Origin of the sequence: Pseudomonas capsici, assembly GCF_017165765.1 — a bacterium.
GTDB lineage: Bacteria > Pseudomonadota > Gammaproteobacteria > Pseudomonadales > Pseudomonadaceae > Aquipseudomonas > Aquipseudomonas capsici.
This window is the reverse complement of the sequence record NZ_JAFGZD010000008.1, coordinates 1-17276: the sequence shown is the minus strand read 5'-3', so window position 1 is coordinate 17276 and position 17276 is coordinate 1. Positions and strand designations below refer to the sequence as shown.

Sequence of the window (17276 nt, the reverse complement as noted above, 5' to 3'; positions counted from 1 at the left end):
TTGGGGGTGGTCTTTCGCTCCGACAGGGCTAAACTCGGGGGGCTTGCCTTCTAGTCAACTCTGCTGGAATAAGAAAATGAAAAATAACAATAGCCTAATGCGCCATGTGCCCTGGGTGCTTCTCGCAATTATTGGGGCTTTTGCTCTGGGGGTGGTGGCACTGCGTCGTGGCGAGGCAATCAATGCCTTGTGGATCGTGGTCGCTGCTGTAGCTATTTATCTGGTCGCTTATCGTTACTACAGTCTTTTCATCGCCAACCATGTCATGCAGCTCGATCCGCTGCGGGCAACTCCGGCGGTGGTCAACAACGACGGTCTGGATTATGTCCCGACCAACAAGCACATTCTGTTCGGTCACCATTTCGCAGCCATCGCAGGTGCAGGCCCACTGGTCGGCCCGGTACTGGCTGCGCAGATGGGTTACCTGCCCGGCACGCTCTGGCTGATCGCCGGTGTGGTACTGGCAGGTGCGGTACAGGATTTCATGATTCTGTTCCTCTCCACGCGCCGCAACGGTCGTTCCCTGGGCGATATCGTCCGTGAGGAAATGGGCCGTATCCCGGGCACCATTGCCCTGTTCGGCTGCTTCCTGATCATGATCATCATCCTCGCGGTGCTGGCGCTGATCGTGGTCAAGGCCCTGGCTGAAAGCCCGTGGGGCATGTTCACGGTCATGGCAACCATCCCGATCGCGATGTTCATGGGCGTTTACATGCGCTACATCCGTCCGGGTCGTATCGGTGAAATCTCCATCATCGGCGTGGTTCTGCTGCTGCTTTCCATCTGGGTGGGTGGCTCGGTGGCTGCGGATCCGGTCTGGGGCCCGATGTTCACCTTCACCGGTGTGCAGATCACCTGGATGCTGGTGGGCTACGGCTTCGTTGCGGCAATGCTGCCGGTATGGCTGCTGCTCGCACCACGTGACTACCTCTCTACCTTCCTGAAAATCGGCACCATCGTTGCGCTGGCAATCGGCATTCTGATTCTGGCTCCCGAGCTGAAAATGCCGGCCCTGACCCAGTTCACCGACGGTACGGGGCCGGTCTGGAAAGGCGCGCTGTTCCCGTTCCTGTTCATCACCATTGCGTGTGGTGCGGTGTCGGGCTTCCACGCCCTGATTTCCTCCGGTACCACGCCCAAGCTGCTGGATAACGAAAAGAACGCCCGCTACATCGGTTACGGCGGCATGCTGATGGAGTCCTTCGTGGCCATCATGGCCATGGTTGCCGCTTCGGTGATCGAGCCAGGTGTGTACTTCGCCATGAACAGCCCGCCTGCGATTGTGGGCAGTGATGTGGTGTCTGTGGCGCAAACTGTCAGTAACTGGGGCTTTACCATTACCCCCGAGCAACTGACTGCCGTGGCCAATGACATCGGCGAGCACACCATCCTGGCCCGTGCCGGTGGTGCTCCGACTCTGGCAGTCGGTATCGCGCAGATCCTGCACCAGGTCCTGCCGGGTGAAAACACCATGGCGTTCTGGTACCACTTCGCGATTCTGTTTGAAGCCCTGTTCATCCTGACCGCAGTCGACGCCGGTACCCGTGCCGGTCGCTTCATGCTTCAGGACCTGCTGGGTAGCTTCGTACCTGCTCTCAAGCGCACCGAGTCCTGGGTGGCCAACGCCATCGGTACCGGCGGTTGCGTCGCGCTCTGGGGTTACCTGCTGTATCAAGGCGTGATCGACCCGCTGGGTGGCATCAATACCTTGTGGCCGCTGTTCGGTATCTCCAACCAGATGCTCGCCGGTATCGCCCTGATGCTCGCCAGTGTGGTGCTGATCAAGATGAAGCGTCAGCGCTACGTCTGGGTGACCTTGCTGCCTGCGTCCTGGCTGCTGGTCTGCACCGTGACGGCGAGCCTGATCAAGCTGTTCGACTCCAACCCGGCCGTTGGCTTCCTGGCCCTGGCCAAGAAGTACAGCACTGCAGCGGACGCCGGTCAGATCCTGGCTCCGGCCAAGAACATGGACCAGATGCAGCATGTGATCTTCAACGCTTACACCAACGCCGGTCTGACCGTCCTGTTCCTGTTCGTCGTATCCAGCATCCTGTTCTACGCGCTGAAAGTCGGTCGTGCGGCGTGGATCAAGAAGGATCGCAGCGACAAGGAAATGCCATATCAGGCCATGCCTCCGGGATCGCAGGTGTGATGACGGTCATGAGAAGAGGATTTGCCCATGTTCAATGACCTGAGTCGTCTCGGGAAATACCTCGGTCAGGCCGCGCGCCTGATGGTGGGCATGCCGGACTACGACACCTATGTCGAGCACATGCAGACCAAACACCCGGACAAGCCGTTGATGAGCTATGAGGAGTTCTTTCGGGAGCGTCAGGAAGCTCGTTACGGCGGCAAGGGTGGTCCCAAGTGTTGCTGATCCTCTGATCTGCGTTATCGTTTGAATCGACGCGCCACAGGCCAACACCTGTGGCGTTGTCGTTTTTACAGGTCTCTGTGGGACCGGATTCATCCGGGAAGGCGATGTACCGGACATATTGAACTGCTGGAGTACACATGACTGTTGCGCAACCCATCCCCGTCACCGTATTGACCGGCTTTCTGGGAGCCGGCAAGACCACGCTGCTGCGTCATCTGCTCAAGGCCGAACATGGCCTGAAAATCGCGGTGATCGAAAACGAATTCAGTGACGCCGGCATCGACAGCCAGTTGCTCGGCGCCGAGCCGGTGCAAGTCATGACGCTTTCCAATGGTTGCGTCTGCTGCACCATCCATACCGACCTGACCAAGGCTCTGTATCTGCTGCTGGAGCGCCTGGACAGCGGTGAGATCGCCTTCGACCGTCTTGTCATCGAATGCACCGGGCTGGCCGATCCGGCTCCCGTTGCGCAGACCTTCTTCATCGACGAAGAACTGCGCGAACGCTATATCCTCGACGGCATCATCACTCTGGTGGACGCTGCCCATGCCGACACTCACCTGACCCAGACCATCGCCCAGGCACAAATAGGCTTTGCCGACCGTCTGCTGGTGAGCAAGCGCGATCTGGTGGATGAAGAAGCATTCCAGGCACTGTCGACCCGCCTGACCCGCATCAATCGCCGCGCACCGATTCGTATCGTCGAACACGGCAAGATCGACCTGTCCGAATTACTGGACGTCAGAGGTTTCAACCTCAACGCCGACCTCGGCGGCGGGGTGACCCTGCGCCCGCTCGCCCCGGCAGGCAAATCCGCCGACCGCATCTCAAGCCTGGTGCTGCGCAGCGACAAACCCCTGGATATCGATAAACTCAGCGAGTTCATGAACGAACTGCTCGAAGACCACGGCAAACAACTGCTGCGCTACAAAGGCGTACTCAATATCGCAGGCGAACCTCGGAGAATGGTGTTTCAGGGCGTGCTGAAACTCTATGGTTTCGACTGGGACACCGAGTGGGCAGAAGACGAAAAGCGCGAAAGCGTGATCGTGTTCATTGCCGATGAGTTGCCGGAGGAGAAGATTCGCGCGGGCTTTGCTCTGATCGAGAGCGACTGAGTCCTCATTACCGTATGTGATAAACGAAAAAGCCCGGCTCAAGAGCCGGGCTTTTTCATGCAACCAGTGACTGCGCTATCAGGCGCCGTAAACCGGCAGTCTTGCGCAGATGGCTTTTACTTTCTCACGAACGGCGTCGATCACCGCTTCGTTGTTCAGGTCAGCCAGGATGTCGCAGATCCAGCCAGCCAGTTCCTTGCACTCTGCTTCCTTGAAGCCGCGAGTGGTCACTGCCGGGGTGCCGAAGCGCAGGCCGGAGGTGACGAACGGGGAGCGTGGGTCGTTCGGGACGGAGTTCTTGTTCACGGTGATGAAGGCGCGGCCCAGGGCTGCGTCTGCGTCTTTACCGGAGATGTCCTGCTTGATCAGCGACAGCAGGAACAGGTGGTTTTCAGTACCGCCGGAAACCACGTCGAAACCACGCTCGATGAACACGCCAGCCATGGCCTTGGCGTTCTTGACCACTTGTTGCTGGTAGGCCTTGAACTCAGGCTGCAGTGCTTCCTTGAAGCAGACAGCCTTGGCTGCGATGACGTGCTCCAGTGGGCCGCCTTGTGCGCCCGGGAATACCGCCGAGTTCAGTTTCTTCTCGATGTCGGCATTGGCACGAGCCAGGATCAGGCCGCCGCGTGGGCCGCGCAGGGTCTTGTGGGTCGTGGTGGTGACCACGTCGGCGAATGGAACCGGGTTCGGGTAGACACCGGCGGCAACCAGACCGGCTACGTGGGCCATGTCGACGAACAGGTAGGCACCGACCTTGTCAGCGATTTCGCGGAAGCGGGCGAAGTCCAGAACCTGCGAGTAGGCAGAGAAACCGGCCACGATCATTTTTGGCTTGTGCTCGAGAGCCAGACGCTCGACTTCGTCGTAGTCGATCATGCCATTGGCGTCGATGCCGTACTGAACGGCGTTGTACAGTTTGCCCGAGGAGCTGACGCTGGCGCCGTGGGTCAGGTGACCGCCGTGAGCCAGGCTCATGCCCAGGATGGTGTCGCCGCCTTGCAGCAGAGCCAGGTAAACAGCGGCGTTCGCCTGGGAACCCGCGTGTGGCTGGACGTTGGCGTAATCGGCGCCGAACAGCTCCTTGGCGCGGTCGATGGCCAGTTGCTCAACGACGTCGACGTACTCGCAGCCACCGTAGTAGCGCTTGCCCGGATAGCCTTCGGCGTACTTGTTGGTCAGGACCGAGCCCTGAGCCTCCATGACAGCCGGGCTGGTGTAGTTTTCCGAGGCAATCAGTTCGATGTGCTCTTCCTGGCGCAGGGCTTCCTGTTCCATTGCGGCAAAAAGATCGGAGTCGTACTTCGCGAGAGTCAAATCACGGCTGAACATGGCAGTCCTCGAGGGGTTGGAGCGGAAAAGGGGGGCATTCTACCCCATCGCGTTTTATCTGGCATATGAAAGGGGTTCATTTGGCGGATTAGCGGACGGCAAGTAGGGGGAAGCTGCAAGTTACAAGCGGCAAGCAAGAGCAGGCCGCAGTGCCCGGAAAAGACAATCTGCTTTTACTTGAAGCTTGCCGCTTATAGCTTGCAGCTACTGTTCATGTTCGACCTAGTCGAACATGAACAGCGCATCATTACTGAACTGCGCCTCGAACTGCGAAGCCGACATCGGGCGGCCGAAGAGGTAGCCCTGGACTTCGTCGCAGCCGTGTTCACGAAGGAATTCGAGCTGTTCGTGGGTTTCGACGCCTTCGGCGATGACCGCCAGATTCAGGCTGTGGGCCATGGCGATAATGGCGCGGGCGATCTGTGCGTCCTGTTCGCCCGATGGCAGGCCATCGACGAAGGTACGGTCGATTTTCAGGACGTCGATCGGGAACTGCTTGAGGTAGTTCAGCGATGAATAGCCGGTACCGAAGTCATCGACCGCGATGCTCAGGCCAAGATTCTTCAGGCCGTCGAGCATCTGCATGGCTTCGCTGACTTCGCGCATCAGGATACTTTCGGTCAGTTCCAGTTCCAGGCACGCCGGTGGCAGCCCGGTTTCGCCCAGCATCCGGGCGATGCGCTTGCCGAGCTGGCCGTCCGAGAACTGTCTGGCAGAGATGTTCACCGACACCTTGGGGACCCGCACTTTTGCCTGATGCCAGCTCTTGAGCTGGCGACAGGCTTCGGCCAGTACCCAGTCCCCGACTTCCACCACCAGGCCGAGTTCTTCCAGCACCGGGATGAATTCGCTGGGCGGTACCAGACCGCGGCGTGGATGCCGCCAGCGCAGCAGGGCTTCGGCACCGGTCAGGCGTTTGCCGTCGCCGCTGAACTGAGGCTGGTAGTAGATCGTGAACTCTTGTTGCTCCAGGGCATGGCGCAGGTCGCTTTCCAGTTCCAGGCGCTCCAGGGCCGTGGCGTTCATGTCGGTCTGGTAGAACTGGAAGTTGTTCTTGCCGCGCTCCTTGGCGTGGTACATCGCGGTGTCGGCGTTCTTCATCAACTGGCTCAGCTCGTTGCCGTCCTGCGGGCTCAGGGCGATGCCGATACTGGCGGTCACGAAGAACTCACGGCCTTCGAGCACGAAAGGCGTGATCAGGCTGTTGAGAATCTGTTCGGCAACATGGATGGCACGATTGAGCGCGATCTCGCGGGTGGCTCCCGGTTGCAGCAGCAGGGTGAACTCATCGCCGCCCATGCGTGCGACCGTGTCATCGTCGGCGACACAGGCCAGCAGGCGGGTAGCCATCTCCTTGAGCATGCGGTCGCCGGCGGCATGGCCCAGGGAGTCGTTGATCGGTTTGAAGCGATCCAGGTCCAGGAACATCAGGACGACCCAGGCCTGCTGTCTTTCTGCATGCTGCAGGGCGGAGTGCAGGCGATCCTGGAACAGTGTGCGGTTGGGCAGGTGGGTCAGGGCGTCGTAATAGGCCAGGCGATGAATGCGTTGTTCGCTGGCCTTGCGTTCGCTGATATCGCTGAAGAAGCACACATAGCTCGCCAGGTCGCCTTCATCATCGACCACGGCGGTGATACCGACCCAGGCCGGGTAATGTTCGCCATTGCGGCGCTTGAGCCAGACTTCGCCCTCCCAGCTGCCGCTCTGATTCAACTGCTTGAGGATATAGCGCAGGTGGGCTTCCTGCTCGCGGACGACAGTAAGCATGTTCGGCAATTGATCGAGCACTTCCGATACGTCATAGCCGCTGACCCGCGTGAAGGCGTCGTTGGCCTGGACGATATAGCCCGCCGGGTCGGTAATCAGGATGGCTGAAGTCGAGTGTTCGAATACCGTTGCGGCCATGCGCAGGTCTTTTTCGGCGCGGCGCTGGGTGCTGATATCGCGCCCCACGCCCAGTATGCCCTCGAATGTCCCGTGTTCGTCCCAGACCAGAACCAGTCGCAGTTCCACCGGAATCTTGCGGCCATCGGCGCGCAGGCAATCGAACAGGTACAACTGGGTCGGAACGGTGCTGCGCAGTTTTGCCAGCTCCTGAGGATTGTCGAGCACTCTCTTGATGCGTGCTATCAGGTTGTAGAAGCCCGAGAGTTGCTGCGGGTTGGCAACGGTTGAGCCCCAGCCGTTGTGGATAATCCAGTCGGCTTCGTAACCCAGGACGCTTTGCACCGAGGGGCTGACATAGTTGACTGCCAGCAGCCTGTCGGTAGAGAAGATCACATCGCTGATGCTTTCGGCGAGCATCCGGTAACGCTGCTCGCTGTCGCGCAGGGACTGACTGGCTTCGACCTGCCGGGTGACGTCCTTGGCGACGCCGATGATCCGGGTGACCAGATCTTCCTTGTCCCGGGTCAGGGCCTGTTCGCGGATATCGAAGCTGCGCCAGGTGGTGTCCTTGTGACGAAAGCGCAGGGTGCATTGCAGCAGTTCGTTATGCCCGTGATGGCGTTGGCGCAGGCGCATGTCCTGATAGCTCTGGGCGTCTTCCGGGTGCAGCAGGATTTCCCAGAAGAACTCACCCATGGCGTGCAGTTCGCTTTTGCTATAGCCCAGCGTCTGTCCCAGATGGTGGTTGCTGTAGATCATGCGCTGGCTGAGCACATCCTGGACATACAGGTGATCGGGCACGGTACGGACCACGTCCGACCAGAAGCGCTCGCGTTCCTGCAGTGACAGTTCGATCTGCTTGCGGCTGGTGATGTCGCCGATGCTGAGGATGACGGCGTCATAGTCGGAGCGGGTTTCAGGCAGGCGCAATACCAGCCATAGATGCTGGTCCTGGCCGGACTCGCGGGTGAGGCGGATTTCCAGCTCAAGTCGTTGCTGACGGCTCAGAACCGCCTCAATCACCTGAGTGCCGATGCCGGGCCGCTTGCGCGATTCGCCTTCTATCAGTTGCTGCCAGGCTTCATCGCCGCACTTGATATTCAACAGGCTCAGGGCAACCTGATTGACCTCGGTAATGCGTATCTGCTGCAGCAGGCGCTTCAGGAGCCCCGGTTGTGTCTCGATAAAGCGGTCGAAGTCTTCTGTGGTGTGGATCTGGAAGGTTTCGAGCTGCTCGGGCAGGTCGGACATGTCCAGTACGCAGATGGCAACGCCCGCGCCTTCAAAAATGTCCTGATAACGGCGGCGGCTTTCCAGCAGTTGGCGCTGACGGCGACGCAGGCTGAGAATCGCGGCCAGAGGCAGGAGTGAAAACAGCAGGCCGACCACGCACTTCACGATCAGCGGGGCAATCAGTTCCTGGCGCGCCTTGTAGGCATCGAACAGCCCGTGCAGTTGCCAGTCGCTGTTGCTCAAGGGTTGCAGCAGTACGCTTTCGGCGTGCCCGGAATCGGTCTGCATCGATGTATCGCGCAGAATGACCCGCTGGGTCAGGCGGTTTTCGAGACGCCACAGATGCTGGAAGTCCTGGCTGGGCTGCTGGATCAGTGCCTTGAGGGCATCCGGCGCCATGCGCACGACCCAGTAGGCGCCGCCGAGGCCGTCTGCCTGATGCACGAACATGTAGATCTGCAAACCATCTTCGGAACAGGTGTAGTAATAAGGTCGGCCTACCGCCTGCTGGAGCGCACTCTTGAGAAACGCACCATCCGGTGTGGTGTCGGCGCTGTCCCTGATCACATCGCCTTGAGGATTGAGCGATGCCACGCTGCGCATGGAGGGCAGGGTTTCACGCAACCTTTGCAGCGTCTGTTTCTGATGCGGTATTTCGCTCCTGAATGGCGTTCCCTCATCCAGCAGGTTCATGGTGATCTGCGCGCTCAGGGCCATGTTGAGGCTCAGGCGGTCGGCAAGTTGCGTGCTGTAGTCGAGGCTGCGTTGACGCTGGCGCTCCTGAGTCTGGTGAAACTGCTCGAGCAGTTGCCACAACAACAGTGCAAGCATCAGTAGAACCAGCGCTGCCAGTAGCCCTTTCAATGAACTACGCAAAGGCACAGCCGTTGTGTTATTGGCTGTTGCTGATGGCGTGGAGGGCGTTGGTGTTGGCAAATCGTTGTTCCTGACTACTGGACTGAAGCAGCGAGTGCGTTATGCAATTTAAGCCCGACGCCCAAAGGGCGGCTAGCATGCCCTGAGTTGTAGCTAAGTGCCAGCCCTGTGGGGCCGGATCGTTTGCCCTACAGGCCGCATTCGGGTAGCTTTGCCCGATGCGCGTTGTAACCCGACTCCTGCAAGAGTGAATCCACAGCTTGCAAACATCGATCCAGCTTTATATTTGCCCTGATGCAGAAGTCCGTTCCATGTCTGTTTTATTCAAGGCTTGGAATGGCACTGCGGCAAGTAGCATAGACAAATAAAAGCTCGCGCTTTATCAGTCACCTCACAGACGCTAGGTTTTCATTCCATGGCTCAATACGTCTTTACCATGCATCGGCTGAGCAAAGTTGTGCCGCCGAAGCGGGAAATCCTGAAGAACATCTCCCTTTCCTTCTTCCCGGGCGCCAAGATCGGCGTGCTGGGCCTCAACGGCTCGGGTAAATCCACGCTGTTGAAAATCATGGCTGGCGTCGATACCGAGTTCGACGGCGAAGCACGTCCGATGCCCGAGCTGAATGTGGGTTATCTGCCGCAAGAGCCACAACTTGACCCGAACAAGACAGTTCGTGAAGTGGTCGAGGAGGCGGTCAGCGTCATCAAGGACGCTCAGGCCCGCCTGGATCAGGTCTATGCCGAATACGCCGAGCCGGATGCCGACTTCGACAAGCTGGCTGCCGAACAGGCCAAGCTGGAAGCGATCCTGCAGGCTGGCGATGGCCATAACCTGGAGCGCCAGTTGGAAGTCGCCGCCGATGCGCTGCGTCTGCCGGCCTGGGATGCCAAGGTTTCCGTGTTGTCCGGTGGTGAAAAGCGTCGCGTTGCCCTGTGCCGCCTGCTGCTGTCCGCGCCGGACATGCTGCTGCTCGACGAGCCGACCAACCACCTGGATGCCGACTCCGTCGCGTGGCTCGAGCACTTCCTGCACGATTTCCCGGGTACTGTGGTTGCGATCACGCACGACCGTTACTTCCTGGATAACGTCGCTGGCTGGATTCTGGAACTCGACCGCGGTGCGGGCATTCCATACGAAGGCAACTATTCTGGCTGGCTGGAAGCCAAGTCCGAGCGTCTGGCCCAGGAGTCCAAGCAGCAGTCGGCCCATGAAAAGGCCATGAAAGACGAGCTGGAGTGGGTTCGCAAAGGTGCCAAGGCGCGTCAGTCCAAGTCCAAGGCCCGTCTGCAACGCTTCGAAGAAATGCAGTCGCAGGAATTCCAGAAGCGCAGCGAAACCAACGAAATCTACATTCCGGCCGGTCCGCGTCTGGGCGACAAGGTCATCGAATTCAAGAACGTCACCAAAGGCTATGGCGACCGCGTGTTGATCGACAACCTGTCGTTCTCCATGCCCAAAGGTGCGATTGTCGGCGTGATCGGTGGTAACGGTGCCGGTAAATCGACGCTGTTCCGCATGCTGATGGGCAAGGAAACACCGGATTCGGGCAGCATCGAAATCGGTGAAACCGTGCAACTGGCCTGTGTCGATCAGAGCCGTGACGACCTGGATGGCAGCAAGACCGTGTTCCAGCAGATTTCCGACGGTTCGGATCAGATCCGCATCGGCAACTACGAAATCCCGTCGCGTACCTACGTGGGACGTTTCAACTTCAAGGGCGGCGACCAGCAGAAGTTCGTCAAGGACCTTTCCGGTGGTGAGCGCGGTCGCCTGCACCTGGCACTGACCTTGAAAGAGGGTGGCAACGTGCTGCTGCTCGACGAACCGTCCAACGACCTGGACGTTGAAACCCTGCGTTCCCTGGAAGAGGCCCTGCTGGACTTCCCGGGCGCCGCCATTGTGATCTCTCACGATCGGTGGTTCCTGGACCGTGTAGCGACCCACATCCTGGCGTACGAAGACGATTCGCAAGCGGTCTTCTTTGAAGGCAACTACACCGAATACGAAGCCGATCGTAAAAAGCGTCTGGGTGATGCTGCTGCCCAGCCGCATCGGGTACGTCACAAGAAGCTGGCCTGATCGTGTTCGCGGGCAGGCGGTTCGCCACTTGCCCGCGAAGACTAAGCCCCGGTCGCTCCGTCATCGGGTTCGATCAAGACGATCTCGATGACCTGATCCCCGGCCGGGCGCTTCCACAGCACCTCGTCTCCCAGTTGTGACCCCAGCAATGCACGCCCCAGTGGCGAACTCCAGTTGATCAACCCCCTGGCGGCATCGGCCTGATCCTCACCGACCAGTTGCACGCGCTGACGATTGTCCCCTTCATCCGCGAACGTCACCCAACTGCCGATCTGTACCTGTTCGGTCGAGATGGCTGGCGTAACCACCTGTGCACTCTGCAGGCGCTGGGTGAAGTAGCGCAGATCGCGCTCAAGATCGGCCAGACGCTGTTTGTCGGCGCTGTCTCCCAAAGCCGTCTGGGTACTGTGCTGTGTCTGCAGTTCATTGACTTGCTGTTGCAACAGCAGGAGTCCGTGGGCGGTGACGTAATTGGGGTGTGTACTGATCAGACGCTCGACCGGCTGACTGGCCTCTGCGGCGGCGTTGTCTTCATTGACGAAAGCGCGACTCATGGTTTGTCCTCCTCTTTGAGAGTTGGTCCATGGTTGCATCCGATTGGTTTCGTCGAATGTCTCGAAGCGACCTCAATCTGGACGATAGGCCTTGGCAGCGCTTCGGGTTTTCTCCCGTTCCCAGTCTCGGTCGCGGTCATTCCAGACCTGGCCGGGGTCGAGCCGGTCGCGCTTGTCTGCCACGGCCTGGCACTGACGGAACCCGTCGTTCCAGCCTTCGGCATAGACTGGGTCTTTGAGGTAGCGGGGAACGTTCTTCTTGAACTGTCCGGTAAACGCTCCGGCCGCTTCCTTGCCGCTGCCGCAGCCATCCTGGAAACCGTCGGCGAATGCCGGTGGATAACCTTCGGCCAGCAAATAGTCATGGGCGGACTGACAGCCTGTCAGCACGACAACCAGCCACAACAACACCCAGCGCAGGTTCATTTTGGTTTTCCTCTACAAGTGACTTCAGTGTAGTGGTCCGCTTGTGAGTTATTTGTCAAAGATGTGTCGGATTTGTGGTGGCGATCCCGCATCTGTTTGCTGCACGACAGCGCTGCACCCAGGGCGGGCGATCTCCTGCCGGTTCATGCTCAATAGTGATACCACTTCACTTCAAGCATCACTTCATTCTGTGGTGTAGCCAACTGACTGAACTCGCGCTGGGCGCTCAGGCGCAGGCCCAGGTTGCGGGACAGTTCCCATTGCTGGTTGAGGCTGATGCTGCGCCGTACTTCGCCATTGGTGAAGTAGTCGCCCTTGGCCTCCAGGCTCAGGTTGCCCAGCGGGTTGCGCCAGAGCAGGCCGGTATTGAAACCGGCTGCCGGCGAGACGAACTCCGAGAAGTCATTGTTGTGTTCGATCCGCACGGTGCCCAAGGCAAAGCCCAGCACTTCTTCGCCCAGTTTCCAGGTGCCGCCGGCACCGCCATTCACATGGCTGACGAGGTTTTCATCACCGTGCTTGCCCGGCACGCGCTCCAGCCCGCCCGTGACTTGCCACGACCATGGCTTGAGCAGGGCATTGCGGGGTGTCAGGGAGCGGATAGTCGCCAGATCCAGTTGCTGCACCTGCCAGTCATTGCCTTCGTACTGGCGCAGTTTGAGTTGCAGGATCTCGATCTGCGCACCCAGCGGGAAGCCGTAGGCGTTGTCGTTGAGGTCGTGATAGGCCATGCGCAGGCCGTATTCGGCGAAAGCCCGGTCGTTGCGGCTGCCCACGCCCAGTTGCCAGGTCCGCGACTCGTGTCCTTCTTCCGGCAGGCCGGGGCGCTGGATGTCCAGTTGGGGAGGCGGGTTCTGATTGATGGCCTGCAGGAGTTCAAAACTGCGCTGTGAACGGGCGGCATCGCGCTCCAGGCCATTGGCGCGGTAGCGCTCGAGGCGATAGGCCGCGTCCTGAATCAGGGCGCGACGCTCCTTGGGCAATGCCTGGTACTGGCTGTCCTTGAGTTGTGCCTGGTCGGCACTGACTTTCAGTACCCACTCCTGTTCGTCCTGGCTCAGGGGCTCGGCCCGACTCAGCAGTTCACGTTCGCGGGAAGGGCGATATTCGATTTTCTCCACCAGTCCGGCGGCTTTTATCGCCTTCACGGTATCGGTGGGGATGGCCGTAAGCTCGAATTGATCGGTCAGTTTCAGCCCAGGTCGTGCCACCTCCAACAGTTCCAGAAGGCGGTAGGAGCAGTTTTCATCGAAGAAGAAGTAGCTGAAACGGATCTGCTTCAGTTCCCAGACATGCTCGACCATGCGTTCGGTTTCAGCAGTGGTCAGGTTCAGCCGGTATTCCCACAGGTCGCGGTTTTCCAGGCTGCGGTATTCCGAGAGTTTTTCCTGATAGGGCACCAGTGCAAACAGACCGGGATAACCCCCCATCAGGCCTTTCCAGGCATAGAGAATGCTGTTGTCCATGCCTTCGATATAGGCACCGAAGTTGATGGCGTAGCTGAGCAGCGTTGTGCCGCTGGTCCTGGCACTGGCCGGGTCGATACGCAGCAGTGTGTGGCCGAACATCGAGGACGGGCTGTTGAGGTAGGCCGCCGGAAAAATCAGCACGGTGCTGTCCGGTGCCACGTCCTTGAACCATGCCTTGAAGTCCTTGCAGTCCACGACAGGCAGGTCGTTCAGTTGCAACTGGTCGCGCAGCCAGCGGGTGCGGGCCGGGTAAACGCACTGGGCATGTGCCTGTTCGTTGCCGACGGGGGCGTAAAGGGCTGCAAGTGTTGCGCTCAGCTCTGCTTTCGGGTCATGGGCACCGTCGGCAGCGAGAAAGAATTTCGGGTCGTCGACGTAACTGCGCCAGCCGCCCAGCTTACCGGCTTCGTAATGGCCCAGAGAAAGCCAGAAGCGCTCATTGGCCAATTGCTGCAAACGGTCTGCGCTCAGGTGTGGGGCGGCAGATAACGGGGCACAGACACACAGCGCCAGGTACGCAAGACGTTTGAGCATAGAAAGCAACTTGTCAGGAGATGGGGCCCGCCCTCCGGAACCGAGGGGCGGGAAAACGACTTTAGGCCTGGGTCGCGTATTTGGCCAGGGTTGGATCGTTTTTCAGGACATTGATTGTGTTGCTGTGTACGTCTTCGGCAGTGGTGTCGGCCTTGCTGAAGATTTGCGAGAAGTGTTCGTGGGTGACTGCGGCGAAATGCGCACGATCTTCTGGTGCAACGCCCAGGACGACCGCGTAGGTGGTCAGTGCTTCACCTTGGCCCATGGCCATGTCCTTGGAGAGTTCATCCATCATGCCGTTCATGGCCAGCCAGGATTTACCGCCATAGGTCAGTGCGCCGTTGGTGGAGCAGCCGTTGGTGCCGGAAGTCATACCGAAGGTGGCGTTACCGGAAGTGCCGTTGGTGGTTGATGCCAGGAAGTGTGCAGGGGTGCCACGCTGGCCTTCGAACAACATGTTGCCCCAGCCACAATCAGGGCCGCCGGGAGCTTGTGCCATTGCATTGATAGAGACTGCGGTGAAGAGCGTTCCAAGAAGAATCCGTTTCATAGCTTTTTTCTCTTTATGTTCAACCAGTGTCGGGGTTCTTGAACCGGTTCGGCGCGACAAGTCCAGCATTGGCTGACCTCTCGCACCCACCGATACATCAAGGCAAATGGCTATTTGTAACCATGTGCGCAATTTGGAGTTTAGGTCGGTTCCAAGGGTTCCGTGGTCAATTGCAGATTTATTCGCGTTACAGGGTTAATTTTGTGCTCCAGCAGCCCTGTTCATTGGAGGAACGGATATTCCGGGCTTTCGCGTCTTGCAAGTCTTGTCCGGCGAGCGCCAGAATGCCGACATCTGCCCCGCCTGATGTAAGGAACACTGATGCCCGATTCTGTCGCAGCCAGCCTTCGTCTAGCGCCACAAGCGCTGACACGCCCGTTTTCCGCTGAACAGTTCAGCTTTTCGACGACCAATGATCTGGAGCCCTTTCGGGGAGTACTCGGCCAGGAACGAGCCGTAGAAGCCTTGCAGTTCGGGGTCGCGATGCCGCGTCCCGGTTATAACGTGTTTGTCATGGGTGAGCCCGGCACGGGGCGGTTTTCGTTTGTAAAACGTTACCTCAAGGCCGAAGGCAAGCGCATGCAGACGCCATCGGACTGGGTCTACGTCAACAACTTCGATGAACCCCGCGAGCCCAAGGCCCTGGAGTTGGCACCGGGCAGTGCCCAGGAGTTCATGGCCGACATCGGTGTCTTGATCGATAACCTGCTGGCGACCTTTCCTGCGGTCTTCGAGCATCCGTCGTATCAGCAGAAGAAGAGTGCCATCGACCGCGCTTTCAATCAGCGTTATGACCGCGCCCTGGATGTGATCGAGCGTCTGGCGCTGGAAAAGGACATTGCGCTGTACCGCGACAGCTCCAATATCGCCTTTACGCCCATGGCCGATGGCAAGGCGCTGGATGAGGCCGAGTTCTCCCAGTTGCCGGATGCCGAGCGGGAACGCTTCCATGAAGATATTTCGGGTCTGGAAGAGCGCCTGAACGAAGAACTGGCCAGCCTGCCGCAATGGAAGCGCGAATCCAGCAATCAGTTGCGCCAGTTGAACGAAGAAACCATCACCCTGACCTTGCAGCCCCTGCTGGCTCCGCTGTCGGAAAAGTACGCCGAGAATGCGGCTGTCTGCGCCTATCTGCAGGCGATGCAGGTCTATCTGCTCAAGACCGTTGTCGAGCAACTGGTCGATGACAGCAAGACCGACGCCCAGGCGCGCAAGCTGCTGGAAGAGCAATACAGCCCGAGCCTGGTTGTCGGCCACACCCACAGCGGCGGTGCGCCGGTGGTCTTCGAGCCGCATCCGACCTATGACAACCTGTTTGGCCGTATCGAATACAGCACCGATCAGGGCGCGCTCTACACCACCTATCGGCAGTTGCGGCCCGGTGCGCTGCATCGTGCCAATGGCGGCTTCCTGATCCTTGAAGCGGAAAAGATGCTCAGTGAGCCGTTTGTCTGGGATGCACTCAAGCGCACCCTGCAATCGCGCAAATTGAAAATGGAGTCGCCGCTGGGCGAAATGGGGCGTCTGGCGACCGTCACCCTGACGCCGCAAGTGATTCAGTGGAACGTCAAGATCATCATCATTGGTGCGCGTTCGCTGTATTACACCCTTCAGGACCTGGACCCCGACTTCCAGGAGATGTTCCGGGTGCTGGTGGATTTCGACGAAGAGATCCCGCTGGTCGACGAAACCCTTGAACAGTTCGCCCAATTGCTGAAAACCCGTACCTCGGAAGAAGGCATGGCGCCATTGACTGCCGATGCCGTGGCTCGTCTGGCGACCTACAGTGCCCGTCTGGCCGAGCATCAGGGGCGTCTGTCGGCGCGAATCGGAGATTTGTTCCAACTGGTCAGCGAGGCGGACTTCATTCGTCAACTGGCCAACGAAGAACAGACCGACGCCGGGCATATCGAGCGGGCGCTCAAGGCCAAGGCCACGCGCACCGGGCGTGTCTCGGCGCGGATTCTCGATGACATGCTGGCCGGCATCATCCTGATCGACACTGATGGCGCCGCGGTCGGCAAGTGCAACGGGCTGACGGTACTGGAGGTCGGCGATTCGGCATTCGGTGTGCCGGCGCGCATCTCGGCAACGGTCTATCCCGGTGGCAGCGGCATTGTCGATATCGAGCGCGAGGTCAACCTTGGCCAGCCGATTCACTCCAAGGGCGTGATGATTCTCACCGGGTATCTGGGCAGCCGCTATGCCCAGGAATTCCCTCTGGCGATTTCGGCCAGTATTGCTCTGGAACAGTCCTACGGTTATGTGGATGGTGACAGCGCTTCGCTGGGTGAGGTCTGCACGCTGATTTCGGCGCTGTCCCGCACGCCGCTCAAGCAATGCTTCGCGATTACCGGTTCCATCAATCAGTTCGGTGAAGTGCAGGCGGTGGGTGGGGTCAACGAGAAGATCGAAGGTTTCTTCCGTCTCTGTGAGGCTCGTGGTCTGACGGGCGAGCAGGGCGCGATCATCCCGCAGGCCAACGTGGCAACCCTGATGCTCGATGAGCGTGTCCTGCAAGCCGTGCGCGCCGGACAGTTCCATGTGTATGCGGTGCGTCAGGCGGACGAGGCCTTGAGTCTGCTGGTTGGCGAGCCTGCCGGTACCCCGGACGAGAATGGCGAATTCCCCGAAGGCAGCGTCAATGCCCGAGTGGTGGAGCGCCTGCGCGATATCGCAGAAATGCTCAGCGATGAAGAGCTCAAGGAAGAACTGGAGAAGGAGCCCGAGCTGAAAGCCTGAAACAGGTGGCCGGATCACGTCTGAACTGCCCCCAAGAAGTTGGACACCCATCCAACCCTTGGGGGACGTTATGAGTAAGTACACAGAATCATTCAAGC

The 17276-nt window shown here is 59.3% G+C and carries 11 protein-coding genes; 5 read left to right on the top strand and 6 right to left on the bottom strand.

The features are described 5' to 3' along the window. Positions 1-76 precede the first annotated feature (76 nt). The 3 genes from JSY17_RS12995 to yjiA all read left to right on the top strand — a co-directional run bounded on the left by JSY17_RS12995 (position 77) and on the right by yjiA (position 3495). Entirely contained in the window at positions 77-2152 is a 2076-nt protein-coding gene (locus tag JSY17_RS12995; protein ID WP_122371741.1) for a carbon starvation CstA family protein, read from the top strand. Between the two features lie 27 nt (positions 2153-2179). Then, positions 2180-2377, top strand: a complete 198-nt coding sequence (locus tag JSY17_RS12990) for a YbdD/YjiX family protein (RefSeq protein WP_025261897.1) — start codon at positions 2180-2182, stop codon at positions 2375-2377. Between the two features lie 137 nt (positions 2378-2514). Next, positions 2515-3495, top strand: coding sequence for a GTPase (gene yjiA / locus JSY17_RS12985; protein ID WP_201013106.1), 981 nt, complete (start codon positions 2515-2517; stop codon positions 3493-3495). A gap of 78 nt (positions 3496-3573) precedes the next feature. Here yjiA and glyA read toward each other — a convergent pair whose 3' ends face one another. Next, complete coding sequence (gene glyA, locus JSY17_RS12980; protein ID WP_117182060.1) at positions 3574-4827, bottom strand: serine hydroxymethyltransferase; 1254 nt, start codon at positions 4825-4827, stop codon at positions 3574-3576. Between the two features lie 222 nt (positions 4828-5049). Continuing rightward, positions 5050-8778 (bottom strand): sensor domain-containing protein, encoded by a 3729-nt coding sequence (locus JSY17_RS12975; protein WP_206401878.1) that lies wholly within the window; start codon positions 8776-8778, stop codon positions 5050-5052. Positions 8779-9238: 460 nt separating this feature from the next. Between JSY17_RS12975 and ettA the strand changes: the two genes are divergently transcribed. After that, on the top strand, positions 9239-10903 hold the full coding sequence (gene ettA, locus JSY17_RS12970; RefSeq protein WP_206401877.1) for an energy-dependent translational throttle protein EttA: 1665 nt from the start codon (positions 9239-9241) through the stop codon (positions 10901-10903). Positions 10904-10944: 41 nt separating this feature from the next. Here ettA and JSY17_RS12965 read toward each other — a convergent pair whose 3' ends face one another. The 4 genes from JSY17_RS12965 to JSY17_RS12950 all read right to left on the bottom strand — a co-directional run bounded on the left by JSY17_RS12965 (position 10945) and on the right by JSY17_RS12950 (position 14436). Continuing rightward, on the bottom strand, positions 10945-11457 hold the full coding sequence (locus tag JSY17_RS12965) for a GreA/GreB family elongation factor (protein WP_122371739.1): 513 nt from the start codon (positions 11455-11457) through the stop codon (positions 10945-10947). 72 nt (positions 11458-11529) lie between these two features. Beyond that, positions 11530-11883: a hypothetical protein gene (locus JSY17_RS12960; RefSeq protein ID WP_200980061.1), complete on the bottom strand. Its 354-nt coding sequence runs from the start codon at positions 11881-11883 to the stop codon at positions 11530-11532. A gap of 149 nt (positions 11884-12032) precedes the next feature. Next, complete coding sequence (locus tag JSY17_RS12955) at positions 12033-13886, bottom strand: Lnb N-terminal periplasmic domain-containing protein (protein WP_201013108.1); 1854 nt, start codon at positions 13884-13886, stop codon at positions 12033-12035. A 61-nt stretch (positions 13887-13947) separates the two neighbouring features. Then, on the bottom strand, positions 13948-14436 hold the full coding sequence (locus JSY17_RS12950; RefSeq protein WP_025261887.1) for a DUF3015 domain-containing protein: 489 nt from the start codon (positions 14434-14436) through the stop codon (positions 13948-13950). Between the two features lie 321 nt (positions 14437-14757). Here JSY17_RS12950 and JSY17_RS12945 point away from each other — a divergent pair, with 321 nt between their 5' ends. Then, positions 14758-17178 (top strand): Lon protease family protein, encoded by a 2421-nt coding sequence (locus tag JSY17_RS12945; RefSeq protein ID WP_206401876.1) that lies wholly within the window; start codon positions 14758-14760, stop codon positions 17176-17178. Positions 17179-17276: the final 98 nt, after the last annotated feature.

Excerpts from the sequence above, each read along its gene's own strand:
- JSY17_RS12995 (WP_122371741.1), top strand. The coding sequence starts at position 77 with ATGAAAAATAACAATAGCCTAATGCGCCATGTGCCCTGGGTGCTTCTC.
- JSY17_RS12990 (WP_025261897.1), top strand. The coding sequence starts at position 2,180 with ATGTTCAATGACCTGAGTCGTCTCGGGAAATACCTCGGTCAGGCCGCG.
- yjiA (WP_201013106.1), top strand. The coding sequence starts at position 2,515 with ATGACTGTTGCGCAACCCATCCCCGTCACCGTATTGACCGGCTTTCTG.
- glyA (WP_117182060.1), bottom strand. The coding sequence starts at position 4,827 with ATGTTCAGCCGTGATTTGACTCTCGCGAAGTACGACTCCGATCTTTTT.
- JSY17_RS12975 (WP_206401878.1), bottom strand. The coding sequence starts at position 8,778 with ATGCTTGCACTGTTGTTGTGGCAACTGCTCGAGCAGTTTCACCAGACT.
- ettA (WP_206401877.1), top strand. The coding sequence starts at position 9,239 with ATGGCTCAATACGTCTTTACCATGCATCGGCTGAGCAAAGTTGTGCCG.
- JSY17_RS12965 (WP_122371739.1), bottom strand. The coding sequence starts at position 11,457 with ATGAGTCGCGCTTTCGTCAATGAAGACAACGCCGCCGCAGAGGCCAGT.
- JSY17_RS12960 (WP_200980061.1), bottom strand. The coding sequence starts at position 11,883 with ATGAACCTGCGCTGGGTGTTGTTGTGGCTGGTTGTCGTGCTGACAGGC.
- JSY17_RS12955 (WP_201013108.1), bottom strand. The coding sequence starts at position 13,886 with ATGCTCAAACGTCTTGCGTACCTGGCGCTGTGTGTCTGTGCCCCGTTA.
- JSY17_RS12950 (WP_025261887.1), bottom strand. The coding sequence starts at position 14,436 with ATGAAACGGATTCTTCTTGGAACGCTCTTCACCGCAGTCTCTATCAAT.
- JSY17_RS12945 (WP_206401876.1), top strand. The coding sequence starts at position 14,758 with ATGCCCGATTCTGTCGCAGCCAGCCTTCGTCTAGCGCCACAAGCGCTG.